The organism is Streptomyces sp. XD-27 (assembly GCF_030553055.1).
Taxonomy (GTDB): Bacteria; Actinomycetota; Actinomycetes; order Streptomycetales; family Streptomycetaceae; genus Streptomyces.
The window spans coordinates 6,972,491-6,997,724 of sequence record NZ_CP130713.1; the positions used below are offsets into that span (position 1 = coordinate 6,972,491).

The 25,234-nt window shown below is 72.3% G+C and carries 22 protein-coding genes and 5 pseudogenes; 9 read left to right on the forward strand and 18 right to left on the reverse strand.

The window, feature by feature from the left end; genetic code table 11:
* Window positions 1–9: 9 nt before the first annotated feature.
* The 3 genes and pseudogenes from Q3Y56_RS30545 to Q3Y56_RS30550 all read right to left on the reverse strand — a co-directional run.
* Window positions 10–534: a CU044_2847 family protein gene (locus Q3Y56_RS30545; protein ID WP_369696824.1), complete on the reverse strand. Its 525-nt coding sequence runs from the start codon at window positions 532–534 to the stop codon at window positions 10–12.
* A gap of 567 nt (window positions 535–1,101) precedes the next feature.
* Window positions 1,102–1,284: a helix-turn-helix domain-containing protein gene (locus Q3Y56_RS33630; protein WP_369696825.1), complete on the reverse strand. Its 183-nt coding sequence runs from the start codon at window positions 1,282–1,284 to the stop codon at window positions 1,102–1,104.
* Between the two features lie 171 nt (window positions 1,285–1,455).
* Window positions 1,456–2,682, reverse strand: a pseudogene (locus Q3Y56_RS30550) (IS701 family transposase); the annotation flags it as partial.
* Between the two features lie 189 nt (window positions 2,683–2,871).
* On the opposite strand from Q3Y56_RS30550, the gene Q3Y56_RS30555 reads away from it, so the two are divergent.
* From Q3Y56_RS30555 to Q3Y56_RS30565, 3 genes and pseudogenes are all read left to right on the forward strand, one after another.
* Complete coding sequence (locus Q3Y56_RS30555) at window positions 2,872–4,086, forward strand: amidohydrolase family protein (RefSeq protein WP_304464988.1); 1,215 nt, start codon at window positions 2,872–2,874, stop codon at window positions 4,084–4,086.
* A pseudogene (locus Q3Y56_RS30560) lies at window positions 4,083–4,247 on the forward strand (IS701 family transposase); the annotation flags it as partial. The gene Q3Y56_RS30555 and the pseudogene Q3Y56_RS30560, both read left to right, overlap by 4 nt.
* A 198-nt stretch (window positions 4,248–4,445) precedes the next feature.
* Window positions 4,446–4,634, forward strand: a pseudogene (locus Q3Y56_RS30565) (NUDIX hydrolase); the annotation flags it as partial.
* A 42-nt stretch (window positions 4,635–4,676) separates the two neighbouring features.
* On the opposite strand, the gene Q3Y56_RS30570 reads toward Q3Y56_RS30565, so the two are convergent.
* The 7 genes and pseudogenes from Q3Y56_RS30570 to Q3Y56_RS30600 all read right to left on the reverse strand — a co-directional run.
* Window positions 4,677–5,960: a phosphatase PAP2 family protein gene (locus Q3Y56_RS30570; RefSeq protein WP_304464989.1), complete on the reverse strand. Its 1,284-nt coding sequence runs from the start codon at window positions 5,958–5,960 to the stop codon at window positions 4,677–4,679.
* Window positions 5,961–6,398: 438 nt separating this feature from the next.
* Window positions 6,399–6,788, reverse strand: coding sequence for a cupin domain-containing protein (locus tag Q3Y56_RS30575; protein ID WP_304464990.1), 390 nt, complete (start codon window positions 6,786–6,788; stop codon window positions 6,399–6,401).
* A gap of 69 nt (window positions 6,789–6,857) precedes the next feature.
* Entirely contained in the window at window positions 6,858–7,988 is a 1,131-nt protein-coding gene (locus tag Q3Y56_RS30580) for a serine hydrolase (RefSeq protein WP_304465875.1), read from the reverse strand.
* Between the two features lie 262 nt (window positions 7,989–8,250).
* Window positions 8,251–8,634: a DUF2267 domain-containing protein gene (locus Q3Y56_RS30585; protein WP_304464991.1), complete on the reverse strand. Its 384-nt coding sequence runs from the start codon at window positions 8,632–8,634 to the stop codon at window positions 8,251–8,253.
* A gap of 176 nt (window positions 8,635–8,810) precedes the next feature.
* Window positions 8,811–9,371: a hemerythrin domain-containing protein gene (locus Q3Y56_RS30590; protein WP_304464992.1), complete on the reverse strand. Its 561-nt coding sequence runs from the start codon at window positions 9,369–9,371 to the stop codon at window positions 8,811–8,813.
* Between the two features lie 151 nt (window positions 9,372–9,522).
* A complete protein-coding gene (locus tag Q3Y56_RS30595; protein ID WP_304464993.1) occupies window positions 9,523–10,047 on the reverse strand; it encodes a hypothetical protein in 525 nt (174 codons plus the stop codon).
* 106 nt (window positions 10,048–10,153) lie between these two features.
* Window positions 10,154–10,534 (reverse strand): annotated as a pseudogene (locus tag Q3Y56_RS30600) (cation transporting ATPase C-terminal domain-containing protein); the annotation flags it as partial.
* Window positions 10,535–10,749: 215 nt separating this feature from the next.
* Between Q3Y56_RS30600 and Q3Y56_RS30605 the strand changes: the two are divergent.
* From Q3Y56_RS30605 to Q3Y56_RS30625, 5 genes and pseudogenes are all read left to right on the forward strand, one after another.
* Window positions 10,750–11,217 (forward strand): annotated as a pseudogene (locus Q3Y56_RS30605) (thiamine pyrophosphate-requiring protein); the annotation flags it as partial.
* A gap of 118 nt (window positions 11,218–11,335) precedes the next feature.
* On the forward strand, window positions 11,336–11,926 hold the full coding sequence (locus Q3Y56_RS30610; protein WP_304464994.1) for a TetR/AcrR family transcriptional regulator: 591 nt from the start codon (window positions 11,336–11,338) through the stop codon (window positions 11,924–11,926).
* Between the two features lie 44 nt (window positions 11,927–11,970).
* Complete coding sequence (locus tag Q3Y56_RS30615) at window positions 11,971–12,843, forward strand: alpha/beta fold hydrolase (protein WP_304464995.1); 873 nt, start codon at window positions 11,971–11,973, stop codon at window positions 12,841–12,843.
* A gap of 74 nt (window positions 12,844–12,917) precedes the next feature.
* A complete protein-coding gene (locus Q3Y56_RS30620; RefSeq protein WP_304464996.1) occupies window positions 12,918–13,553 on the forward strand; it encodes a LysE family translocator in 636 nt (211 codons plus the stop codon).
* A gap of 188 nt (window positions 13,554–13,741) precedes the next feature.
* On the forward strand, window positions 13,742–15,433 hold the full coding sequence (locus tag Q3Y56_RS30625; protein ID WP_304464997.1) for a carboxylesterase/lipase family protein: 1,692 nt from the start codon (window positions 13,742–13,744) through the stop codon (window positions 15,431–15,433).
* A 40-nt stretch (window positions 15,434–15,473) separates the two neighbouring features.
* On the opposite strand, the gene Q3Y56_RS30630 is transcribed toward Q3Y56_RS30625, so the two are convergent.
* From Q3Y56_RS30630 to dhaK, 7 genes are all read right to left on the reverse strand, one after another.
* Window positions 15,474–17,471, reverse strand: a complete 1,998-nt coding sequence (locus Q3Y56_RS30630) for a glycoside hydrolase (RefSeq protein ID WP_304464998.1) — start codon at window positions 17,469–17,471, stop codon at window positions 15,474–15,476.
* Window positions 17,472–17,586: 115 nt separating this feature from the next.
* Window positions 17,587–18,948 (reverse strand): HAMP domain-containing sensor histidine kinase, encoded by a 1,362-nt coding sequence (locus Q3Y56_RS30635; RefSeq protein WP_304464999.1) that lies wholly within the window; start codon window positions 18,946–18,948, stop codon window positions 17,587–17,589.
* A gap of 140 nt (window positions 18,949–19,088) precedes the next feature.
* Complete coding sequence (locus Q3Y56_RS30640; RefSeq protein ID WP_304465000.1) at window positions 19,089–19,802, reverse strand: response regulator transcription factor; 714 nt, start codon at window positions 19,800–19,802, stop codon at window positions 19,089–19,091.
* A gap of 153 nt (window positions 19,803–19,955) precedes the next feature.
* Window positions 19,956–20,747, reverse strand: coding sequence for an Fpg/Nei family DNA glycosylase (locus Q3Y56_RS30645; protein WP_304465001.1), 792 nt, complete (start codon window positions 20,745–20,747; stop codon window positions 19,956–19,958).
* Between the two features lie 240 nt (window positions 20,748–20,987).
* On the reverse strand, window positions 20,988–21,383 hold the full coding sequence (locus tag Q3Y56_RS30650) for a PTS-dependent dihydroxyacetone kinase phosphotransferase subunit DhaM (protein ID WP_304465876.1): 396 nt from the start codon (window positions 21,381–21,383) through the stop codon (window positions 20,988–20,990).
* A 101-nt stretch (window positions 21,384–21,484) separates the two neighbouring features.
* The gene (gene dhaL / locus Q3Y56_RS30655) at window positions 21,485–22,084 is read right to left on the reverse strand and encodes a dihydroxyacetone kinase subunit DhaL (RefSeq protein WP_304465877.1); all 600 of its coding nucleotides are present in this window, start codon (window positions 22,082–22,084) and stop codon (window positions 21,485–21,487) included.
* Window positions 22,085–22,287: 203 nt separating this feature from the next.
* A complete protein-coding gene (gene dhaK / locus Q3Y56_RS30660; RefSeq protein ID WP_304465002.1) occupies window positions 22,288–23,280 on the reverse strand; it encodes a dihydroxyacetone kinase subunit DhaK in 993 nt (330 codons plus the stop codon).
* A gap of 139 nt (window positions 23,281–23,419) precedes the next feature.
* On the opposite strand from dhaK, the gene Q3Y56_RS30665 reads away from it, so the two are divergent.
* The gene (locus tag Q3Y56_RS30665) at window positions 23,420–24,595 is read left to right on the forward strand and encodes an acyl-CoA dehydrogenase family protein (RefSeq protein WP_304465003.1); all 1,176 of its coding nucleotides are present in this window, start codon (window positions 23,420–23,422) and stop codon (window positions 24,593–24,595) included.
* A 37-nt stretch (window positions 24,596–24,632) separates the two neighbouring features.
* On the opposite strand, the gene Q3Y56_RS30670 is transcribed toward Q3Y56_RS30665, so the two are convergent.
* Window positions 24,633–25,205 (reverse strand): rhodanese-like domain-containing protein, encoded by a 573-nt coding sequence (locus Q3Y56_RS30670; protein ID WP_304465004.1) that lies wholly within the window; start codon window positions 25,203–25,205, stop codon window positions 24,633–24,635.
* Window positions 25,206–25,234: the final 29 nt, after the last annotated feature.

Below are 25,234 nucleotides of genomic sequence, written 5' to 3' on the forward strand. Positions count from 1 at the left end.
GGATCTGCATCAGCTCAATGGCTGCCCACTATCGACGACCGGGGCAGTGGGCTGGGATTCATCGGCACGGCTGCCGTTCTGCGGCTGTGTCCGGGGTGTGTTCCAGGTAGCGGTCACGGTGAAGCTTGCCTCTCCGCCGCTCACAACTGCCATCTTCAGCCCGGCAGTGAGCTTCACGCCGAATGCGACGGACAGTTCGTCCGGCGCGTTGCCCATTCTCCGTGCTTGGCCGTGGATGCTCGACAGGATCGGCACCAGCGGGGCGAAGGCGTCGTGCAGCAACTGACCCGATCGCTGGATCACCCGGGAGCCAGCGCCGACCGGTCCGACGGGCGAGTCGTCTTCCCACTGGCCGTCACCGCGGGTACCCGAATCCGTTCCGTTCACGGGCGAAACCTCCACCAACACAGAGGTCCCGTCCCCGAACTCGAAATCCACAAACTGGGACACAATTCCCCCGTCACACCAATGAACAAACCCCTGTGAAGTCACAGAAGGATAGCGTCTCCCCGCAGCCTCAAAGCAGCGTTGCACGTCACCGACGGGAACTTGGACCCAGTGGCCACCCGCCGCTGCCAGACCTGCGATGCCCAGTCGTAGGTCACCGCGACGGTCTGCCAAGCGTGAGCGGACGGTGGAGCCGGAGCCACATAAAAGGGCCAAGCACCGAGCCTGCTCTGACTCGCAAGGGCATCACCACCCAGGATGACTCGACACCCCCGGTGAGGGATTCGATCCTCTCCGTAATGAGCAGTTCCTCGAAACGCGCCTAGAAGCGTCTCCGGTGGTACGACTGGACTGGACCTCGTCAGTCGGCAGGGGGCGGATGCTCGCTCTCTCGTGGGCGCGAGAGCCCCCGTCGACCAGGGACATCCCGGGGACTTTTCGGGGACTTTCCGCTGGGTAAGCAGGGAAGGCCCTGACAGCGCTGAAAGAAGCAAACGCGCTGGTCAGGGCCTATTTCCTCAGCACTCGATGATGTTGACCGCGAGCCCGCCCCGCGCCGTCTCCTTGTGCTTGACCTTCATGTCGTCGGGTGCGGTGCGAATCCATTCGGGAGCAGCCCGGATGGAGGTGACCAGCTTGGAGATCCTGGTGAGCTCAAAAGGTGGTTTCCCTGCAATCGGTGTCCATCCATCGACGTATTTCGGCGGGGGAGAAGCGGAGCTGCTGGCCGATTCGGAAACTGGGGATGTCCATCCTTGCGTGATTGTCGTATACCCACGAAGGTGGCTTGCGTAGGAACTCGGCTAGATCGGGGACGTCCCACAATGGTTCAGTCACGAGGGCCTCGCTGAGGGTTCGGCTGGATTATCCAGGTGAGAAGATATGGATGATCTGCGGCCGCGCCAACGGCCTGCCAATGATCAAGCGGCTTCGCTGCGGCCCACTGGCTCTTTTCTGACCCGGCGCGCTGAGTACTCCAGCCGTAGATCGTGATCTTCGTGTCTGATTCGCGGCTTGCCGACGGTAATGGCTGGCTTGGGCGCGGGCCTGGTGGCGGCGTCGCCAGGCGGACCAGCCGAGCCGGTGGGCCATGTCGTGCACGGGCTGGGTGACAAGCGTCGTGAACAGGTGCTGGATCTCGTTGCAGGTGAGCGGGATCAGCCCGTCTGGGGCGGGATGGCGGGCGTGTTCGTCGGCGCGGACGACGGCGAGGAAGGCATGAGCGAGCATGGCCAGGGTGACCCAGCGAGACCACGAGGTGAAGCGGCGGACCTGGTGCTCGTCCAGCCCGACCAGGCCCTTTCCGGCCTGGAAGGTCTCTTCCACCCGCCATCTTGACCCGGCGACGCGGACCAGCGTGGCCAGGGGCACGGGGGCGGGCGAGAAGCAGCGGTAGTAGGCGAGTTCACCGGTGGTGCGGTTGCGGCGGATCAGCAGCCGGTGGCTGCCGGGTCGCACTTCGGCCAGGTCGACGACGGCCCAGTCGTAGAAGCGGTGCCCCTTGGCTCCGGCTCCTGCCGACAGTTTCTGCCAGGCCCGCTTCGGCACCTTCGTGGCCAGGATGTCCGCGCGGAACTTCCCCGCACCGGTGGTGACTTCAGCCGAGCAGGCGACGGCGAGCACGTAGCCGACCTGGCGCTCTTCCAGCGCGGACCGCAGCTTCGGGTTGCCGCCGTAAACCTCGTCCCCCGCGATCCAGCGCACGCGGTGCCCCGCGTCGAGGAACCGGCTGATCATGCGGGCGGCCAGCTCCGGCTTGGTTGCAAAGACGGTGCCGTCGCCCAGCCCGGCGGCCCTGCAGCGCTCCGGGGCGCATGCCCACGAGCGCGGGATGTACAGCTCACGGTCCACCGCCGCGTGCCCGTGGGCACCCGCGTAGACGAGGTAGACCGCGACCTGCGCGTTTTCGATCCTCCCGGCGGTGCCGGTGTACTGACGCTCGGCACCGACGGTGTGCGTGCCCTTCTTCACGTCCCCGGTCTCGTCGACTACCAGCACCGCATCCTCGTCGTGCAGATGCTCCAGCACGTACTCACGCACGTCATCACGCACGCGGTCGGCATCCCACCTGGCCCGGCCGAGCAGGTGCTGCATGCCGTCCGGACTCGCCTCCCCGGCCCACTCGGCAATCGACCAGCAGTTCCTGCGCGGCAGGTCCGACAGCAGCCCCAGCACCAAGTCCCTCACCCGGCGCCGGGGCTCAACTCGCGCGAACCGGCCCGCTATCCGCCCCATCAGGGCCTCGAATGCCTCCTGCCAGCGGGCAGGGTCTACGCTGTGCCCCGCGGCCACCGCATGATCTTCAGTCTTCACACGCCGATGATCAGCGGTGGCCGTACGCGTCTCCCAGCCGGCCCCATCAGTAAGATCGCGACCTACGGCTGGAGCATGAGCAGTTACTGAGTGGTGAGGAGGCACAGTCGGGTGCTTGCCAGCGGTGAACAACAACACGTGCAGCGTCGGCGGATCTGGGCGGTCCGTGCGGCACGGCTGTTTGACGGGTACGCATTACGGCCGGGGCGTCCACTTGTGCTCATCGACGGCTCGCGCATTGCCGGTGTCGATATGACGGGAGCCCCTCCTTCTGCAGACCTGCGCGTTCTGGATCTCGGTGACGCCACACTGTTGCCCGGTCTCATCGACTCTCACGTCCACCTTGCCTTCGACCCGGAGGACAAGTCGAAGCCGGCGATGGCAGATGAAGATGCCCACACCACCCTGGCGCGCATGCGCGTCCACGCCGGGCAGCAGCTGCGGGCGGGGGTCACCACCGTACGGGACCTCGGCGATCGTGATTTTCTGGCCGTATCGCTGCGTGACCACTACGCGGCAGGGGCGGAGGCCGGTCCGGAGATTCTCGCCGCCGGACCGCCCATCACGCGAACTCGCGGACACTGCTGGTTCTTGGGCGGTGAAGCCGACGGCATCGCGGCCGTGGAGGCCGCGGTCAAGGAGCGGATCGCACGCGGCGCCGACGTAGTCAAGATCATGGCGACCGGTGGCGTGATCACCCCTGGGTGGGGGCCGCACCAGTCGCAGTACACACGCGACGAACTTGCAGCGGTAACCCGGGCGGCCCACACCAGCGGCAGACCGGTCACCGCACATGCTCACGGCCGGCAGGGAATGGCTGATGCTGCCGCAGCTGGCGTCGACGGCATCGAGCACGCCTCCTTCTTCACCGAAGACGGTGTCGACCCCGACTGGCGGACCGTTGCGGCCGTAGTGGAGGCAGGCACCTTCGTCGGCGCCACCGAAGCCTGGCTCCCGACCGGCTCGATGGTCGCACCCCACATGGCCAAGCGCGTAGAGCAGCGAAGTGCGAATTTCGCACGAATGCACCGCGAAGGAGCGCGGCTGGTCTGCTGCTCCGATGCCGGTGCGGGTCCCCGCAAGCCCCACGGCGTGCTCCCCCACGGGATCATCCGCCTTGGCTCTCTCGGCCTCACCAACACCGAAGCCCTGGCTTCGGCCACCACCCTCGCCGCACAGGCATGTCGGCTGGCCGATCGCAAAGGAAGGATCGCCGTCGGCTACGACGCCGACCTCATCGCCGTGCCCGGCAATCCCCTGCACCGTCTGGAAACTCTGCTCGACATCCGGGCCGTGATCCGAGCCGGAAGGGTATCCAAGGGCTGATCCCGCTCACCTGCAACGAGATCCAGCACCTGCTCACGATGCTCGTCACCCAGCCCGGGCACGACGTGGCCCACCGGCTCGGCTGGTCCGCCTGGCGACGCCGCCACCAGGCCCGCGCCCAGGCCAGCCATTACCGTCGGCAAGCCGCGAATCAGACATGAAGATCACGATCTACGGCTGGAGTACTAGAAAGCCAGCACCGATCCAGCGCACCGCACCCGAACGGACCGGAACGGATCCCAGCGGAAGCCAGCACGAAGTCGGCGTTGCGCGGCGTGGGCTCGTCTGCGAAAAACGAACCCACGCCGCTGACCTGCATGTTTGCCAACTAAGGTGCGCTTCTGCTAGCCCCCTTCTCCCAGATCATGGACGTCTGCTTCCTCTGCCGCGCGGTGGGCGGCGAGGCGCGCGTCAACGACGACGAGTCGCTGGAGGTGGGCTGGTTCGAACCGGACGCGCTGCCGGAGCTGGAGGAATTCGCGCTCGCCCGGATCAAGCAGGCCGCAGGGGCTGGACCGACGTGGTTCGAGGGCATCGGCCAGGCGTGAACCCCGCCCATGACCGCCTTCGGTACCGGATGCAAACGCGACTCACACCAGTTCGGGTTGCCGTTCCGGTTGCCGCGCTGGTGCGGTCTTCGGTTCCCATTGTCTGGTGGTCCGTATGTAGCCGTAGATCACCGAGGTCATCGCCAGGATGAGAAGTGGTCCGAACACCCAGGGATGTTCGGCCATTTCCATCGGCAGATAGCGATAGGACACCAAGAGCGCGGCGAAGACCGTTGTGCCGTAGGCGACCAGCTGGATTCCCGACCGATCCCAGCCGCGGTCGAGCGAGCGCAGCGCTGCCTCGATGGTGAGCGTGAACACCACGCCTGCAACGAGATCCGCGCCGTAGTGGTAGCCGAATCCCAGCGTTGCGCCGAGCGTGGCAATGAGCCAGAAGGTGCCTGCGAAGCGCAGAATCCGCGGGGCCTTGCGGGAGTGAATGAAGATCGCGACGGCCCACGCCGTGTGCAGGCTGGGCATGCAGTTGCGAGGGGTGATCTCGTCGTATCGCACCGGGTGCGGGGTGGTGATCGGCGGCAGCGTGTCCGGCCACAGGTTGGCGATCGCCCACTCCTCGCCGCCGGTGCCGAAGGCGCCGGTGCCGTAGGTGTAGATCGGTCCGACGACCGGGAAGATCATGTAGATGGCCGGCCCGAGGAGGCCGATGGCCAGAAAGGTGCGCACCAGATGATGGCTCGGGAAGCGGCGTTCGACCGCCACGTTACGTAGCTGGTACAGCGCGACGACGACCGCGGCCACCGCGAGCTGAGCGTAGACGAAGTCGAGAGCATGGGCGCCGATCGGGCCGGTGGCCTCGATCACCCGGCCTGCCAGCCATGACGGGTTGCCCAGCGCGTGATCGGCGGTTGCCACGTACTCGTCGAGCACCTCCGGGCGGGTCTTCGAGGTGATGAGCAGCCAGGTATCGCCCGTTTTGCGGCCGGCCACGAGTATCAGGCCCAGCCCGACGCCCTTGAGCAGCAGGACACGTTCCCGGCCGGTGCGGCGCGTGACAGCGATGACCGCGTAGCCCAAGATCACCCACAACGCGCCGTTGCCGAAGGCGTGGCCGTGGCCTTCGGTCACCCTGGTGTCGAATGCCCACCGCACCAGGAAGAAGGCGATGTCGATGCCGACCGCGACACCGGCCGCGATGAACCGTTGCCGCCAGGTGAGCACCACCATCATCAACGCCATACTGGCGTACAACAGCGGCCCCGATTTAGGGGCGAATATCACCTCTTTCGCCTGGTTGGCCATCGGCCCCGGTACGCCGTAGCGGCCTGCGGCGATCTCCAGCGCGACGAGGAATCCGAGGGTCGCCACACCCGCCGCGACCCACAGGAGCGCCCGTGGTTGACGCCACGCGGCGAGCGTAATTCTGCCGTTTATTCGGGCAAACACCCGCGATGCTATAGGTATCAACTGTTTTGGCCGATTTGGTAGATGTTTGGTTGGATAGGTCACTCTTCGCGCCGGATAGCGTGCTTTCCGGTGAAGGACGGGCGGTGAGAGGTGCTCGTCATGAGTCGGATCATGTTATCGGAGCGGTGTGGGTGGGTTTCGCTGGTCATGGGTGGTGATCATGAGATTCTCGGCGCCCGGCGGGCAATTGCGGGCGTCACGGGTTATCCAGTGGCTCTAAAGGGGGGGCGCCCCCGATGAAGTCGACCAGGTCCTGGTCGACTTCATCGGCGTGGGTCATGAAGAGGCCGTGCTCCGCTCGGGGGCACTCCTGTGAAGATCGGGCGCCAGGGCCCTGGCCTAGGCTTCGGTCCGCTTCTCCAGGCGACTGCCGCGTGGCAGGGTGACGGCCATGATGTCGCCGGGGGCGTCCAGCGCGGTGCGGTGCCATCGCCCGCGCGGCACGATGGCCGCGGTTCCCGCCGCCAGCCTGATCTCCTCCTCCTCGTCTCCCGGCCGCTCCGGGCGGAGGTAGAGGCGTATTCCGCCGCTGAGGCAGCAGACGACTTCGTCCGCCTCGGGGTGGACTTCCCAATGGTCGGCGTGGAGGTCGGCGTCGGTCTCCACATGGAAGGCCATCACCTGCCAGCCGTCCCGCTCGGGGTCGAACACCGGCTGTTCGGCGTGCACGTGGCCGCCTTGGCGAAGGTGGATGAAGGAGGCGAAGAGGTCGATCGGAGTAACCGTCATGCCGAGATGTCCTTTCTGCGGTGGTATTTCGTCTGGTGGGCTGTGGCCGCCGAGCGCGCGACCCTGCGGCTACGGGCCGAACGCCGGGACCTGCGCGGCACTCGCGGCCTGGGCGTCTCCGTTGCCGCACATCGCCTGCCGGTACAGGGTCGACAGCGCGTCGTCGATGGGGTGGTGCTGCGGCTTCCCCGAGGAGTCCCGCTCGTTCCACCTCGCGAGGTTGATCGCGACGGACATCTGGCGCTTGCCGTCGGCCCGGGTCAGGGACATCGTTCCGGCGCCCCAGGCCGAGCCGTCGTGGCCCCAGAAGGTGCCGCAACCCGGGACGTCGACCTTGTGCAGACCGAGGCCGTAGTCGATCGTCGTTCCGTCCAGGGCGCGGACCGGGACCGTGCGCTGCATCTGCGCCAGCGACGACCGGTTGACGATCTCACCGTCGAGCAGCTTGCCGTAGAAGCGGTTGAGATCCTCCATGGTCGATACCAGAGCGGCCCCCGGCCCCACCCAGGACATGGTGTAGACGCTGTAGTCGCGCGGCGGGTCGATCAAGCCCCACAGGCCCTCGTACATCAGCGAGTGCGGCCCCTCGATCCGCGGCCCGGCCGGAAACCCGGTGTGCCGGAGCCCGGCACGCTCGATGACATTCCGGGTGATGTACTCCTCGGCCGTGGTGCCGGTCACGTGCTTCAGGAGTTGGCCGAGGAGCTGGTAATTGGTGTTGGAGTACACCCCTGTGGGGCCTCCGGGCTCGCCGGTGGGAGGCGCGGTGAGCCCCAACGCGATCAGTTCGGCCGGGCGGAACTGCCTGAAGCGGTTGTCGTCCAGGCTCTTGGGCGAGACGTCCGGCGCGGAAGGGAACCCCTGGAGGGACGGGAACGCGTAGGGGATGTAATCGGGGATGCCGCTGGTGTGGTTGAGCAGCATCCGAACCGTGATCTTCTTGCCGCGCTCTCCCGGCACCAGCCGCGGCAGGTAGTCGCCGATCGGCGCGTCGAGCCGGATCCGACCCTGCTCGACCTGCTGCATGACGGCGGCGGCGGTGAAGGTCTTGGTGATGCTGCCGACGCGCTGCCGCATGTCGGGGCTGACAGGGCGGCCGGTCCTGACATCGGCGACCCCGGAAGCGCCGCGCCATACCCGGCCGGTGTCGCGCACCTCGGCGTACACGCCCGGAATCCCCGCGCGGTGGACGCCGTCCATGGCGGACTTCAGCTTCGCGGGATCGAAGCCGGTCGACGGGCTCGTGCTGGGGGCGGCCGGGTCGGTCCGGTCGGTCAGGTCGGCATGGGGGAACAGCGGGGTGGATGCTTCGAGTTCGGGGTCCATGGCGGCCATCCTGACCGGCCGCCACCTGGCGGATCATCCGCCAACTGTCGGGCATCCCGCACTGATCGCGCGCCGTTCGGCGCCTCGCGTCACCGCCGTGCTGACCGCCACACGAGCCGGACGCCGAAGGGTGGGCTCAGGCCGGCTCCGGGTGGCCGAACAGTTCGGCGTATCCGGCCGGGAGCTGGCTGAGGAGCTTGTTGAGTTCTCCGCGGCTGACCTGGTCGGCCAGCGCGGACAGCACCGAACGGGCGGCCGTCTCGGCGCTCGCCTCGTCGGTGCCGACGGCCCCCGCGACACGGCTGACGAACTCCTCCACCCCCCACGTGCGTGCCGCTGCCTGCGCGTCGTTCAGCACGTCGGCCAACGGCATGGGCAGTTGGTCCGCCAGGTGCCCGACCGATTCGGGCGCCAGCCGCTCGCCGAGTGCGGTGAGCACCGCGTCGGTGACGCGCTCCGCCTCCGTGGCGTCGTATCCGCCGCGTTCCTGTACGTTCGCGAGAAAGTCCTCGTACGACATGGGCTTCCCATTCCTTCGGGGATATGCCGGGATGTGTCGGAATGTGCCGAGCGTGCCGGGATGTGCTGGAATCCTGCGCGACCCGAGTACCCGCCGTCCGTCCGGGCATGCGGGGACACGGCCTGCGGGCTCCTGCCGCGGCTCGGCCTGCCGGCGGGCCGGCGGACTGCGGGGCTTCAGGACCTGCCGCGCCCGGAGAGCGCGTCCCGGGTGCGGTCCACCAGGCCCATTCCGGGAGCCAGCAGCCTGTTCGCGGGCGGCGTGTGAGGCGCGGCCGGGTGCGGGCGCGTGGGGGCCGTCCTCTTGGCCTGCCGGATCCTGTCGCCCAGCTTCTCCAGCTGCTCCGGGGAGCAGGCGGCGCGCAGCAGTGGGAACAGGCGGTGTTCCTCGTCCCGCACATGCGCGCTGACCTCGTTCACCAACTGGGTGACGAGGGTGTCGAAGTCGGCGTCGTCGACGTCCCGCCGCTCCAGGTCCTTCAGGATCCGCTCGACCCGGCCGTGGTCGGTGATCTCCTTGTCCGCCAGGGGGTTGCCCTCCTCGACATGCTCGCGGACCGCCGGATACAGGTACTGCTCCTCCGCCACCGCGTGCCGCACCAGCTCGATGGTGGCGTTGTCGACCAGCCGCTTGCGTTCCGGATCGCTGGGCGGCATCGCCTGGATGCGCTCGAACATCTCCTCCACCTCACGGTGGTCGGCGGTCAGCTCGCTGATCACGTCCTTGCCGTGGGCCATGGTCGTCCACCTTCCGTAGTGCACCGTCGCGTCCGCGCGTTCGCAGACAAGACAGCCGACCTCATGGCATGGGCGCGTCCGCCCGAATGCACCGCTCGTGGGCGTGTCGACCCCGCGTGCGTGGCGATGGGGGTTCACACGGGGGGCGCGGTCATGCGGGGTCCGGCGGGCCCGTTCCGAGTCGTTCCATGAGCTCGGCGCGGTGCAGTACGGCGATGCGGGACAGCAGGTCGGGGTGGCGCAGCAGCGGGGCGGCGAGGCGGTCGCGTTCCCCGGGTGCCGTCAGGCGGCCGAACTCCACGGGGGTCGCCGAGCCGTGCTCGCTGCCCGCGGCGGCGGCCGCCGCCGCCCGGGCCAGCGCCGGCTCGGCGAGCAGGCACGCGGCCCAGCTCGCCACGACCTCGTCCACCCACGAGCGCCAGGCGTGGTCCGCGGAGTCGGGGGCGGCGGCGTCCGCGTCCACCAGCAGGTCCAGCCGCTGTGACCCGCCGGGGCCCAGCAGGGTCACCAGCCCGGCGTCCACAGAGGTCGGATAGCGCAGCCAGGCGGCGACCGTCACGGCCTGGCGGGCCTGGGCCTCGGCGAGTGCCGCGCTCAGCGGCCCGCCGACCGGGGGATAGGCGTTCAGCAGCCACTTGGTGGTGGCCGTGATGACGGCGGTGAGCTCCACCGGCATGGCGTGCCGCCTCTCCTTCCCGAGGCCGGTCCCCCCTCTCCTTCCCGAGGTCCGTACGAGTCCCCGGCTTCCGCGGGGTGAAACAGAGCAGCGGCGAGGGCGTATGTCAGTCGTGGTCTGCCAGGGCGCGGGCCAGCGGGGCCGCGACCAGGCCCGCGGCGGTGGCGGCGGCGATGGCGCCCGCGGTGATGCCCCACGCGGCGGGGCCCAGCGGGGTGCAGCCGAAGAACCGGCTGACGCCCGGCGTCTGGATGACGGCGGCGAGGACGGCGGCCGAGCCCAGCCCCGCGAGCAGGACCCGCCGGTCACGTCCCCCCGTCGCGAGCGTCTGCGCCAACTGGGAGCCGACGAGCGCCGCCAGCGCGACCGTACTGGCGCGCCGCCGGCCGCCGGTGAGCCGGGCCGCCGCCCAGGCCAGTCCGGCACCGAGGGCGGTGACGGCGCCACGCAGCAGCATCTCCCTGGTCAGCACGGCACCCAGGGACCGAGGTCGGCCGCAGTCTGGCCACGGCCCGGCAGGCCGCGCCGGTGACCGGGGTGGAGGCCCGTCTGACCGCGCTCACCCGGGCCGGCCTGCCCATCGCGGTCGGGTCCGGGATCGCCGTCGCAGGCTCCGGGCTGCTGCACGGACGCCGGCTCACCGACCCGCTGGCGTCGGCGGTGAACCTGGCCGTCGCCTCCGTACCCGAAGGGCTGCCGTTCGTCGCCTCCGACTTCTGCCAGATGGTCATGGTGCCCGAGCAACTGCCCAACGTGCTCGACCGGGCGATCCGCACCGCGTACGCGCGCCGCTGCCCTACCGCGCTCATCATCCCGGCCGACGTGCAGCAGTTGGACTACCGGCCGCCCACGCACGCGTTCAAGATGGTCCCCTCCAGCCTCGACCTGAGCCACTCCACGGCGACCCCGGCCGAGGAGGACCTGCGGCGGGCCGCCGAGGTGCTGAACGCGGGCGAGAAGGTCGCCGTCCTGGTCGGCCAGGGCGCCCGCGCGGAGGTCGAGCAGATCGCGGACGTCCTCGGGGCCGGTGTGGCCAAGGCGCTGCTGGGCAAGGACGTGCCCGAGTTCGAGGGCGTGCGGGGCGTGCAGATCGAGATCGACCCGCACATGGCCGGCCTGCGGTTCCCGTACGAGGTGAACCTGATCGGCGACGCGCGGGCCACCCTGCGGGCACCGGGCCAGGTCGCGCCCTTGATCGTGCCGTTCATTGATCTTGCCGCCCGGAACTCTGCCTATGTATATTCGGCTACAACCTAGAGGGTCTAGGTTGTAGCCGAAGGAGTGACGCATGGTCCGCGCTGGTCTGACGACCGACCGCGTCGTGGCGGCCGCTGCCGATCTCGCGGACGAGGTCGGGTTCGACAACGTCACCCTGTCCGCGCTCGCGCGGAGCTTCGGCGTCAAGGACGCCAGCCTGTACTCGCACGTGAAGAACATCCGCGACCTGCGGACCCGCGTCGCGGTGCGGGCCGTGGCCGAGTTCACCGAACGCATCGGCGCGGCGGTGGCGGGTCGCGCGGGCAAGGACGCCATGGTCGCCTTCGCCCACGCCTACCGCCGGTTCGTGCTCGACCACCCCGGGCGGTACGAGGCGACCCGGTTCCCCGTCGACCCCGAGGTCGCCGCGGAGTCCGTCGGGCATCGGCGCGCCGTCGAGCTCACCTACGCGATGCTGCGCGGCTACGGACTCTCCGAGCCGGACCTCACCGACGCGGGACGGCTGCTGCGCAGCACCTTCCACGGCTACGCCGCCCTCGAGGCCACGGGCGGCTTCGGGCACCCGCGCTCCGTACAGGCGTCCTGGGAGCAGGCCGTGGAGGCCCTGCACGTGGCGCTGGAGCACTGGCCGTCGTCCTCCGCGCCTGAGCAGCACACGTAAGTCAGACACAGCACATCCGAGCCAGAGAGAAACGGGGGAGAGCGATGTCCGATCAGGCACCGTTCCACGACAGCGAACCGCGCACCGGCACCTTGAAGGTGCCCGGCGCGACCCTCCACTACGAGGTGCGCGGCACCGGCCCGCTGCTGCTGCTGATACCGGGCGGCTCCGCCGACGCCGCCGTGTACGACCCGGTCGCGGCCGATCTCGCCGACCGGTACACGGTCGTCTCCTACGATCCGCGCGGCTTCTCGCGCAGCCCGCTCGACGACCCCGCCGCGGACGGCGGCGTGGCGGCGCACAGCGACGACGCGCACCGCCTGCTGGCGCATCTGGCCCCTGCGACGCCGGGCGGCGAGCCCGCGTACGTCTTCGGCAGCAGTTCGAGCGCCATCGTCGCGCTGGACCTGCTGACCCGGCACCCGGAGCAGGTGGCCCTCGCCGTCGCACACGAACCGCAGACGTGGCCCCTGCTGCCCGACGGCGCGCGGATGCGGGCGCTCTTCGCCGAGGTGCGCGACACGTACCGCGCGGAGGGGCTCGGCCCGGCGCTGGCACTCATGCAGGCCGAGTTCGCGGCCGGCGACGGGGCCGAGGAGCCGCCCGCCAGGCCCGAACCCCGCCCCCTGCCCGCCGATGTGATGGCCCGTATGCAGGCCAACATGCCCGTCTTCCTGGAGCATGTGCTGCCCGTGTTCACCGGGTACGAGCCGGACCTGGACGCGCTGCGGGCCGTGGCGGACCGGCTGCGCCCGGCCGCCGGACGCGACTCCCGCGGCCACGCGCTGGCCCGCCCCGTGGCCGCCCTGGCGGAACGACTCGGCACCGGGGTCACGGAGTTCCCCGGCAGCCACATCGGCGTCACCGAGTACCCGGCCGAGTTCGCCAAGACCCTGGCGGACGCCCTCCGGTCGTAAGGGGCTCGCAGCCGCCCGTTCCACACCGTGGAATTCCCGGTGGACAGAGGCGCCGATGGCGCACAATCGCTCACATGAACTACCTCCCGCAGCTGCTTCCCCTGGTCGGCGTGTGGGTGATCGTGCTGATCACCCCGGGGCCCGACGTGCTCGTGACCGCCCAGTACGCGACGGCGCGGTCGCGCCGCGACGGCGTGCTCGTCGGGCTCGGCATCACCTCCGCGATCGGGGTCTGGGCGAGCGCGAGCCTGCTCGGGCTCGCGGTGCTGCTCGCCCGGGTCAGCTGGCTGTACGACACGGTGCGGCTGGCCGGTGCCGCCTATCTGGGCTACCTGGGGGTACGGGCCCTGCTGGCGGTGCGCCGGGCCGGGCCGGCCGAGGCGGCGGTGGAGCACGCGGGGGCCGACGTGGGGCAGCGGTCCGCGTGGGCGGTGTGGCGGGTCGGCTTCCTGACCAACATCGGCAACCCGAAGGCCGCGGTCTTCTTCGGCAGCCTCTTCACCGCCTTCCTTCCCCCGCACCCCGAGCTGTGGCTCCAGGCGGCCGTCGTCGGAGTGATGCTGCTGATGGCGACGGCCTGGTTCACCGCCGTGGCGTGCCTGTTCTCGCTGGCGCCGATCGCGCGCGGGTACCGGCGGGCCAAGCGGGGCATCGACGCGCTGACCGGCTGTCTGTTCGTGGCCCTGGCGGGCCGGCTGGCCACGGAGTAGTCGGCCCGGCCCACGACGGCCGTTCGGTGGGTCGTTCGGTGGTCGTTCGCGCACGGCGCCCGGCGGGAGCCGGTCACCCGAACGACCGGCATACGGCTGTCATGCGACCGCGACGCACGGTGGTCACGGGTACGCTCTCGAGTACCCGGGGCCGACGGTGCCCGTACCGCGCTGAAGGGGCGTCAGCCATGTCGCCGTCCGTCATGTCGCCATCCCGCCTCGCGCGACGAAGGGGCGGGGCGCTGTGCGCGCTCCTCCTCGCGCTGCTCGCGATCGCCTCCGCTTCGGCCCCCGTCTCCGCCTCCGGGCCCGCCGCGCCGCCGGCCCCGCCCGGCGCGCCCGCCGAGCCGGTCGTCACCACCGGCGGCGGCCCGGTGCGCGGCAGGGCGCACGGCGCGTACCACACCTTCGAGGGCATCCCGTACGCCGCGCCGCCCACCGGGCCGCTGCGCTGGCGCGCCCCCGTGCCGCCCCGCCCCTGGCAGGGCGTACGGGACGCGGGGGCGCCGGGGCCGCGCTGCATGCAGGAGGAGTACAACACCGAGTACACCACCATGGCGATGGTCGGCTCCGAGGACTGCCTGTATCTGAACGTCACCGTGCCGTCCGGCCGCCCGGCCCCCGGCCGCAACCGGCCCGTCCTGCGCGACCGGCCGGTCATGGTCTGGATGCACGGCGGCGCGTTCGTCTCCGGAGCGGGCAGCGAGTACGCCGCCGAGCGGCTCGCCGTCCAGGGCGACGCCGTGGTCGTCACGGTCAACTACCGGCTCGGCGTCTTCGGCTTCTTCGGCCATCCGGCGCTCGGCAACGCGCCCGACAACGGGCTCGCCGACCAGCAGGCGGCGCTGCGCTGGGTGCGGGCCAACGCGCGGAGCTTCGGCGGCGACCCGCACAACGTCACCCTGTTCGGCGAGTCGGCGGGCGGCCTGAGCGCCTGCGCGCACCTGGTGTCCCCCACCTCCGCCGGGCTCTTCCACAAGGCCGTCCTGCAGAGCGGCTCGTGCATGACGACGTTCCCGGTCGGCGTCTCGGCGCCCGGCAGCCCCGCGTACACCCCGTTCGCGCCCCAGGCCACCACGCAGGCGGTGGGGGCGGCCGTGGCCCGCCGGCTGGGCTGCGCGGAACCCGCCAAGGCCCTGCCGTGCCTGCGCGCCCTGCCCGCGCGGAAGCTGGCGACCCGCGAGCTGATGGAGACGTTCAGCAGGGCCTCGTACGGCAACGCACTGCTGCCCGTGCGGCCCGATCTGGCCCTGGAGAGCGGCCGCTTCCACCGGATGCCGGTGATCCAGGGCACCAACCACGACGAGCTGCGCTACTTCGTCGGACCGTCGCTGGCCGCCCATCCGATCCGGGACGCGCGGGACTACCGGGCGCGGCTGAAGGAGTCCTACGGCCGCGCGGCCGCCGCCGTCGAGGCGCGCTACCCGCTGTCGGCGTACGGCACCCCGGCGCTGGCCTGGGCCGCCGTCCTGACGGACAGCAGCTACGCGTGCACCACGCTGCGGGCCCACCGCGCGCTCGCCGCCCATGTGCCGACGTACGGGTACGAGTTCAATGACGCGACCGCCCCGGTGCCGCCGGGCGTGCCGCCCGTGGCGGGCTTCCCGTACGGCGCCGCGCACGGCTTCGAGCTGCCGTACCTGTTCGCCACCCGGCTGCCCTTCACCGCCGACCAGCGCGCGCTGTCGGACCGGATGATCGGCTACTGGACCCGGTTCGCGCACACCGGTGACCCGAACGGGACCGGCGCCCCCGCCTGGCGCCGGTTCGACCGCACCCCGCTCGTACAGTCCCTGGCGCCCGGGACCGGCGGCGTCCGGCCGGTGGACCTGGGCGCCGGGCACCACTGTGGCTTCTGGGACCGGCAGCTGCGCGGCTGAGCAGAGGGGCCTCAGCCGCGCGGCTGAGCCGAGGCCTGTGTCACCCAGGTGTGCCGGGGCACAGGCGGCGCGGCTTCTCGTCGCCCTTGAGGGTGGCGTCCACGCAGCCGCCCGGCAGGCCGTCGTGCGGGCTGCCGCCGAAGTTGGCGGTGACGGTGAGGACGCCGTCGCCGAAGACGGTGCGCTGGACGGAGCGGTCGGCGGTGAGGTCACGGAAGTCCGTCATGGCCTCCGTGCCGGCCGCCCGGTGCAGGGGCGCGAAGTACTTCTGCAGCGCGGCCAGCTCCCCGCCCCGCTCCTTGAGCGACGCGCCGTCGAGGACGAAGTTGAGCGGGGTGTTGTAGAGCATCGCCAGCAGCGCGCGGGTGGTCTTCTGCTTCGGCAGCTTGTCGTACGACAGCTCCCAGCGTTCGGTGTTGACCAGCGAGTCGTGCAGGGCGGTCTCGTACAGCGGGACGCGGTAGGCCGGGTCGTACATCGCCTTGGCCACGGCCTCGGGCAGCTCGGCGGGCTTGAAGAAGACACCCGGCGCGTTCGCGGGCGCGTAGCCGCCCCACTTCTCCTTGTCCCGCTGGGCCTTCCAGAGCCCGTCGACCACCGGGGTGCCGGAGCCGTGGTCGAAGGCGAGGACCTGGTTGGCCCAGGCTCCGGCGGACTCCGAGCCGAGCACCAGGCGGTCGCCGTCGGCCAGCCGCTTCATGCGGGCCAGCCGGTTGGCGCGGTCGCGCGCCCGGTCCATGGGGTGGGCGGAGCTGTGGTCGCGGAACAGCTCACCGGCCGCGTCGACGTCGAGGAAGTAGCTGTCGGCGCCGTTGGCGGTCATCGCGCGGGTGCGGTCGGCGAGGTGGTGGCGGGTCGGCTCGGCCTTCTCGAACGCCTCCGAGGACAGGTAGCACCCGCGGTCGTGGAAGCCGGGCACGGGCTTCCCGTCGGCGTCCCGGACGCAGAAGTCGGGGTAGACCCGGTCGGGCCAGACGGAGGTGGGCGCGTCCGACGTCTTCGGGTCCTGCCCGTTGGCGAACGAGTCGTACGGGCCGACGAGGTAGCCGGCGTCCTTGGCCGCGGTGACGGCGGCGGCGTCCATCGGCCGGTCGTCGGCGTCGTAGCCGAGCCACATGCCGTCCACGCCGAGCGCGCGCAGCTGCCGTACGCCCGCCGCCTTGCGGGCGTCGCCCCACAGGTAGGCGTGGAAGGCGCCGAGCAGCTTGCCCGTGGCCGGGTTGGCCCGGATCTTCTCCCGCAGGCTGCCGAGCTGTCCGCGCTCGCTGAGCCAGGCGCGGTAGTCGACGGCGGGGGCGACCGGCGACCCGTCGGTCAGGGAGAAGGCGACGGTGTACCGGGTGGTGCCCTCGGCGCGCGAGAAGCGGTGGGTGGCGGTGGCGCGCAGCCGTCCCCGATCGGAGGCCGTGCGCAGGGACGTGCCGATGTCGGTGGGGACCAGGTAGCTGACGCCCTGCCGGCCGAGGGTGTAGCCCCACAGCGGCATCGACAGGGCCGACTCCAGGGGGAGGTCGCTGCCGACGAGCTGGGCCTCGGCGGAGTTCCAGAAGCGGTCGGCGACGGGGAGGGAGAGCCCTTCGCCGCGCGGCAGCTGGAGGGCGGAGGCGGCCCGGTCGGTGCCCGTGACGGGCCAGGACAGGGTGCGGTCGGCGCGGCCCGTGGCGGTGACCGACATGACCAGACGGCCCTCCTCGGCGCGGGCGGTGACGGCCAGTCCGCTGCCCGGATAGCTCCAGCGGACGCCGCCGTCCGCCGTCCTGGCCACCGGGCCGGGGGCGCCCGGGGCGGTGGCGGCGGGGGCCGACAGCTCCACGGTGCCGTGGGCCGTACGGGCGGTGACCCGCAGCGAGGAGGCGTCGACGGTGGCCGTGCCGCCCTTCACGGGGATGTCGACGAGGTGGCCCCGGATGACGCCCACCGCCTGCGGCGGCAGCGACACGGTCGCGTCGGAGGGAGCGACGAGCGCGAGGCAGGACAGCGAGGCGACCACGGCCGCGGCGGCGGCGCGGTTGCGGTGACGTGAAGTGAAGAAGCGCATGAGGAGTTGATAGTCGGCGGAGGTAAGAGAAGATCTAAGAACGGGGGAGCGGGCCGTGGTCGCGGTGCTGCGCCGCACTCACGCAGGGGGACGCGATGGCGGCCGATCGCTGCGCTCACGCACGAGGGAACCGCAGCCGGAAGCAGGCCCCGCCGCCGTCCGGCCGCTCGGCGGTGAGCTCGGCGCCGTGGGCGCGGGCGATCTGCCGGGCCATGGCCAGGCCGAGCCCCGAACCGGGCAGGGCGCGCGCCTGGCGCGACCGGTAGAAGCGGTCGAAGACGTGCGGCAGGTCCTCGGCGGCGATGCCCGGGCCGTGGTCGCGCACCGTGAGGTCGATGCCGTCAGCCGTCACCGCGAGCCGGATGTCGACCGGCGCGCCCGGCGGGCTGAACTTGGCCGCGTTGTCGAGCAGGTTGGACAGCAGCCGGGCGAGCCGGGCCGGAACGCCGTACACCGTGCATGCCGCCAGCTCCGTGCCGAACGGGGTGTCCGGCCAGTGGCCGCGCGCCTGCTCGACGCAGCGCGCCACGAGTTCGTCCAGCCGCAGCGGTTCCACCAGCGGCTGCGGCTCCTCGTCCCGCGCCAGCTCGATCAGGTCGTTGACCAGCCCGGTCACCTCGCGCAGTTGGCGGCCGAGCGCGGCCGCGGCCCGGTCGCGGCTGCTGTCGGAGAGCCGGTCGGCGCGGGCGAGCAGCTCGGCGTTCGTCCGCAGCGCGGTCAGCGGCGTCCGCAGCTCGTGGGAGGCGTCGGCGACCAGGCGGCGCTGGGCGGCGACGGACTGCTGGAGCTCGCCGAGCATGGTGTTGAAGCTGTCCGCGAGCCGGGTGATCTCGTCCGGGCGGCGGCGCTCGGCCGCCGAGAGCTCGATGCGATGGGCGGGGTCCCGGGTCGCGGTGATCCGTTCCGCGGTGGCGGTGAGCCGGGTGACGGGGGCCAGCGCCGTACGGGACGCGAGGTAGCCGAGCCCCGCCGCGAGCAGCACCCCGGCGGCGCCGACCGCGCCCAGCAGCCGGCCCGCCTGCCGTACGCCCTGGTCGGCGGTGTCGGAGCGGATCGCCAACTCCAGCGCGCGATGGCCGCGCAGCGGGGTGGTGAGCAGCCGCATCCGGTGGCCGCGCAGGGTGATGTCGCTGTTGTACGCCGGGCGGGAGCCCGCGGCGACGGCGCGGGTGGCGTCGGTGACCGGGAGCACCAGGTCCCCGCCGCCGCGCGCGCCGGGCAGGCCGGTGCGCGGGGTGACGATCTGCGCGCAGGCCGGGGCGGACAGCCAGACGCACTCGCCGTACAGCGGCCCGGCGGGCTGGTCGCGCTTCTCCTGGGCGATCAGGTTCGCCTGCTGGGTCAGCTGGAGGTCGAGCTGGCGCACCAGCTCGTAGCGGATGACGACAAACGCGGCCGCGCACACCCCGAGCGCCACCAGCGCGACGGCGACGGAGGTGATCAGGGCGAGCCGGGTGCGCAGCGGCGCGCGGCCCACGCGGCGGGGCAGCCCCGGGCGCGCGCGGCGCGGGCGGCGCGACAGGCGGCGCAGGCGATCGGACAGGCGACGTGGTCGGTCGGCCTTCGCGGCCGGGCGGCGGCGTGGTCGGTCGGCCCGTCCGGCCGGGCGGCGGGCGGTCACCGGGCCGCCAGCTCGTAGCCGACGCCGTGCACGGTGTGCACCAGCCGCGCGGCGCCGCCCGCCTCCAGCTTGCGGCGCAGATAGCCCACGTAGACGGCGAGCGAGTTGGACTCCGGCCCGAAGTCGGCGCCCCACACCCGCTCCTGGATCAGGTCGCGCGGCAGCACCTGGCCGGGGTGCTGCAGGAACAGCTCCAGCAGCGCGAACTCGGTGCGTGTGAACTCCAGCCGCCGCCCGCCGCGGACGCCCGTGCGCGTCTCCGGGTCGACGGTCAGGTCGGCGAAGGAGAGCGCGCCGCCGGAGGGCTCGTCCGCGATCCGCGGGGGAGCCGCGCGGCGCAGCAGGGCGCGGAGCCGGGCCAGCAGCTCGTCCAGCGCGAAGGGCTTGACCAGGTAGTCGTCGGCGCCGGCGTCCAGGCCCGCGACCCGGTCGCTGACCGCGTCGCGGGCGGTGACGACGAGCACGGGCGTACGGTCCCCGAGCCGCCGCAGCTCGCGGCAGACCGCCAGCCCGTCCAGTACCGGCATGGCCAGGTCCAGCAGGATCGCGTCGGGCGGCGCGGCGGCCACCGCGCTGAGCGCCGCCAGCCCGTCCGCCGCCTCCCGCACCTCGTACCCCTCGACGGCCAGCGCGTCCACGACGGCGGCGCGGACGTCGGGGTCGTCGTCGACCACGAGCACGACGGCGGAAGCGGGGGTGGGTGAGGGCATCGGCGGGCCTTTCGGTGGGCGTGTCTGCGCCCAACCCTCGCAGAGGCCGCTCTTAGAACGTTCTTAGGACCGGCATGGCTCAGCTCGTGCGGGTGACCGCCATCAGCGGGAGCTCCCGACCGGGTACGGATCCGGACGACACGGCCGGGCGCGTCACCTTCCGTCGTCCGGTTGGCAGCGCGGGCACCAGACGGTGCCGCGGCCGCCGATCCGCGTCCGGCGCAGCGGGCCGTCGCAGCGCGGGCACGCGGGGTCGGGCGCGTCGCGCCGTCCGGTCAGCCACGACGGGCGGTCCGGTACCCGTCCGGCCCGCACCGAGGACCGCAAGACGCCGCGCATCTCGCGGTACAGCCGTCGGCGTTCGTCCTCGTCCAGGGCCTTGGCCGGGCGTCCCGGAGGGATGCCCGCGCGCCACAGGATCTCGTCCGCGAGGAGGTTTCCCAGCCCGGCGAGCGCGGACTGGTCGGTCAGCACGGTCTTCACCCGTGCGCGCCGCCCGGCCAGCAGCGACGCGAAGGTCTCGCCGTCCACCGCCAGCGCGTCAGGCCCCAGTCGCGCGGTGACGCGCTCGATGTCCGCCTCGGAGTCGGCCAAGCGCAGCCCCTGGAGCTTGCGCTGGTCGCGGTAGCGCAGCTGATGGTCGTCGTCCAGCGTGAGCACCACACGGTCGTGCCGGTGCCCGGGGTCATCGGCGGAGCAGCACAGGAGCTCGCCGGTCATCCCGAAGTGCAGCAGCACGGCGGGCCCGTCCGTACGGGCGATGAGCCACTTGCCGAGCCGTTCGGGCTCCCGCAGTCGGCGGCCTTCCAACGCGCGGCGCAACCGCCGTGCGCTCACGGCGCGCAGCACGCCCGGGTCGGCCCGCTCCACCCGGGTCACGCGCCGCCCCCGCCCACAGGAGTCCAGCACCCGCCGGTACCCCTCGACGTCCGGTAGCTCGGGCATGCCGTGACCGTACCCCGGTACGGCCCGGACGACCTCCCGGCGAGCGGCGCGCCCCCGGCCCGGCAGCCGGGTGCCCCCCCCGGCGGCCCGGCGGCCCCGGGGCCCCGCCCTGGCGACCCGGCGGTCTGGTGGCCCGGAGCACCGTCGGCCCGGCGGCCCCGGGCCCCTGCCCTGGCGACCGGGCGGTCTGGTGGCCCGGCGCCCTCGTCGGCCCGGCGGCCCGATGCGTCGGCACACCGTTCACGTCTTGCGGTAGCCGTACGCCTCCTCGGCCGCCGCCGCGACCGCGGCCAGGTCCGTGCCCGCCGAGGCCGTGGCGACCGCGGCCACCGCCCCCTCGACGAAGGGGGCGTCCACCAGCCGGGTGTCCGCCGGGAGTTGGTCGCCCTCCGCGAGCAGCGCCTTCACCGTCAGCACCGCGCTGCCCATGTCCGCCAGGATCGCGACGCCCGCGCCCCGGTCGACCGCGTGGGCCGCCTCGGCGATCAGCTTCGCGCTGGTGCCCAGGCCGCCGTCCGGAGTGCCTCCGGCGGGCGCCACCGGGGCCGTCGTACCGCCACCCGCCAGGCCGGTGGCCAGCTCGGCGACGGCCGCGGCCACCGCCGCGCTGTGCGCGACGAGCACCACCCCGACCAGCCGCTCCGCCCGCTGTTCGGCTCGCTTCTCCGCTCGCGTCTCCCCGTCCGTTCCGCTCACTGTCTGCCCCGTCCCCTCAGCCGTCGTCCCCTCCGCCGCGCTCACTGCGCCGCCCCCTCCGTCGACCCCTCCGACCCCTTCGCCACCTCCGCCAGCGTCATGAGCAGCAGCGCCGAGGAGGTCGCGCCCGGGTCCTGGTGGCCGATGCTGCGCTCGCCCAGGTAGCTGGCCCGGCCCTTGCGCGCCTGGAGCGGTACGGTCGCCAGCGCGCCGTCCGAGGCCGCCGCCTCCGCCGCCGCGAACGACTCGGCCAGTGCCTCGACCCCCGGGATCAGCGCGTCCAGCATCGTCTTGTCACCGAGGGCCGCGCCACCCAGTTGGGCGACCGCGTCCACCCCGGCGCGCAGCGCCTCCCGCAGCTCCGCGGGGCCGACCGCCTCCGCGTCGCCGAGTGCCTTGCCCGCGCGCCGCAGCAGCGTTCCGTACAGCGGGCCCGACGCGCCGCCCACCGTCGAGATCAGCTGCCGACCGGCCAGGACCAGGACGGCGCCGGGCGTGCCGGGCTGCTCCTTGTCCAGGACGGCGCACACGGCCCGGAAGCCGCGCTGCATGTTCGTGCCGTGGTCGGCGTCGCCGATCGCCGCGTCCAGTTCGGTGAGCCGGTCCGCCTCCCGCTCCACGGCGGCGGTCACCGCGCTCATCCAGCGCCGGAAGAAGTCGACGCCGTACGGCCTCTCACCGGCGGAACCCCTGTCGCTCACTGTGCCTCCTCGCTCGCTTCTCCGCCCACGCGGCGCAGAGGTACCGCCATCGTCGTCGGCTGCCGCCCGGTGGCCGCGCGTGCGTCGCTCACAAAGCGGTCCTCCTCGAGATCCGGTTCATTGCCCACAGCGTACGCACCCGTTCAACACCCCCACCGGAGCCCGGCGGTGCGGACCGGGGCGTCCCACAGCCGCAGCAGCTCCTCGTCGACCTCGCACAGCGTCACCGACGTGCCCGCCATGTCCAGCGAGGTCACGTAGTTGCCGACGAGGGTGCGGACCACCGGAACGCCCCGTTCGGCCAGTACCCGGTGCACCTCCGCGTTGAAGCCGTACAGCTCCACCAGCGGCGTCGCGCCCATGCCGTTGACCAGCAGCAGCACCGGGCTGTCCGGCCGGAGGTCCTCCAGCACCGTGTCCACCGCGACGTCCGCGATCTCGCGCGAGGTCATCATGGCGCGCCGCTCCCGGCCCGGCTCCCCGTGGATGCCGATGCCCAGCTCCAGCTCCCCGGCCGGGAGGTCGAAGGTGGGACTGCCCTTGGCCGGGGTGGTGCACGCGCTCAGCGCCACGCCGAAGCTGCGGGCCGACTCGTTGACCTGACGGGCGATGGCCTTGACGCGCTCCAGCGGCGCGCCCTCCTCGGCCGCCGCGCCCGCGATCTTCTCCACGAACAGCGTCGCGCCGGTGCCCCGGCGACCCGCCGTATAGAGGCTGTCCGTGACCGCCACATCATCGTTGACCAGCACCTTGGCGACCTGGATGCCCTCGTCCTCGGCCAGCTCGGCCGCCATGTCGAAGTTGAGGACGTCGCCGGTGTAGTTCTTGACGACGAACAGCACGCCCTTGCCGCTGTCCACGGCCGCCGCCGCGCGCACCATCTGGTCCGGCACCGGCGAGGTGAAGATCTCGCCGGGGCAGGCGGCGTCGAGCATGCCGCGCCCCACGAAGCCGCCGTGCAGCGGCTCGTGCCCGGAGCCGCCGCCGGAGACCAGCGCGACCTTGCCCGCCACGGGCGCGTCGCGCCGCACGATCACCCGGTTCTCGACGTCGACGGTCAGCTCGGGGTGGGCCGCGGCCATGCCGCGCAGGGCGTCGGGGACCACGGTCTCGGGCACGTTGATCAGCATCCGCATGGGTACCTCCCGGGTCTGGGGCGGAGCCCCAGTATCGATCTGCGGCGGCCCCGCCGCCCCCCGCACGACCCTTCCCTCTTAGTGGAACACGTTCTACCGTGCCCCCTCCCGCGCACCACGAGAGAAAGAGGGAGGCGCCGTGCACCTCGCCTACACGCCCGAGCAGCAGCGGCTACGCGCCGAACTGCGTGCCTACTTCGCCGAACTCGTCCCCGACGACCGCGCCCCCGCCACCGACCGCGCCGCGCAGAAGCGCTTCTACCGCGCCACCATCCGCCGCCTGGGCGCCGACCGCTGGCTGGGCGTCGGCTGGCCGAGGGAGTACGGCGGGCGCGGGCTGACCCCGCTGGAGCAGTTCATCTTCTTCGACGAGGCGGCACAGGCGGGCGTACCCCTGCCGCTGATGGCGCTCAACACCGTCGGCCCCACCCTGATGCGGTACGGCACCGACGAGCAGAAGGCGTACTTCCTGCCGCGCATCCTCGCCGGTGAGATCGACTTCGCCATCGGTTACAGCGAACCCGACGCGGGCACCGACCTGGCCTCCCTCAAGACCCGTGCCGTACGCGAGGGCGACACCTACCGCGTCAACGGCCAGAAGACCTGGACCACGAACGGCGACACCGCCGACTGGGTGTGGCTCGCGGTCCGCACCGACCCGGACGCGCCGCCCCACAAGGGCATCAGCCTCCTGCTGGTACCGACCACCGACCCCGGCTACTCCTGCACCCCCATCACCACCCTGGCCTCCCACGACACCACCGCCAGCTACTACGAGGACATCCGGGTCCCGGTCACCCGCCGCGTCGGCGCGGAGAACGAGGGCTGGCGCATGATCACCACCCAGCTCAACTACGAGCGCGTCACGCTCGCCGCGCACGGGTCCATGGCCATCCGCGCCCTGCGCGGCGTCCAGCACTGGGCCGCCGGCACCCGCCTCGCCGACGGCCGCCGCATCATCGACCTGGCGTGGGTACGCGCCCGGCTGGCCCGCACCCACGCCCGCCTGGAGGCCATGAGACTGCTCAACTGGCGGATGGTCGACGCCCTCCAGCACGACGCGCTCACCCCCCAGGACGCCTCCGCCGCCAAGGTGTACGGATCCGAGGCGCGCCGGGACGCCTACGCCTGGCTGATGGAGGTCCTCGGCGCGGCCGGTCCGCTCAAGGAGGGGTCGGCGGGCGCGGTCCTCCACGGCGAGCTGGAGCGCGGCTACCGCAGCAGCGTCGTCTTCACCTTCGGCGGCGGCAACAACGAGGTGCAGCGGGAGATCATCTCCTGGATCGGGCTGGGGATGCCGCGGGTCCGCCGATGAGCCGGAGCGAGTCCGCCCACGAGCCGGCTGCCGGGGGCTACCGCCGGGCCAGGGCGGCCAGCGCGGCGTCGAGGTCCGCGGCCCGGGGGCGGTTGTGCGGCAGCCTGGCGAGTACGGCGGCCATGCCGCAGGTGTCGCTCACCGCCGAGTAGACCAGCCCGGCCCCGATCCCCGCGGAGAGCAGCCGCCATGCGGGGCGGCACAGGCCCAGGCCGAGGCCGGCGAGGACGACGGCGCCGGCGGTGAACCGGACCTGGCGCTCCATCGACCAGGCGGCCCGGCCGGCGGTGGCCGGGCGGTGCAGGTCGTGACCGGCGTCCGCCCAGGCGCTGGTGCCGCCGGTGAGCGTCGCGGCGGTCACGCCGTGCGCGGCGAGGGTCCCGCGGGCGTCCTCGGACCGGGCACCGGACGCGCAGACCACGAGGAGCCCGCTCCGGTCGGCCGCCTCCCTGAGCGCGGGCAGCGCGCGGGGAAGCTGGTCGAGCGGGATGTTGACGGCGCCGGGAAGGTGCCCGGACGCGTACTCGCCGGGAGTGCGGACGTCGATGACGGTCAGGTCGGGCAGGCGGGTGCGGGCCTGCTCGGTGTCGAGGGCGCTGGGCATGCTCATACCGGTGAGGGTATCCGTGGTGACGGGCC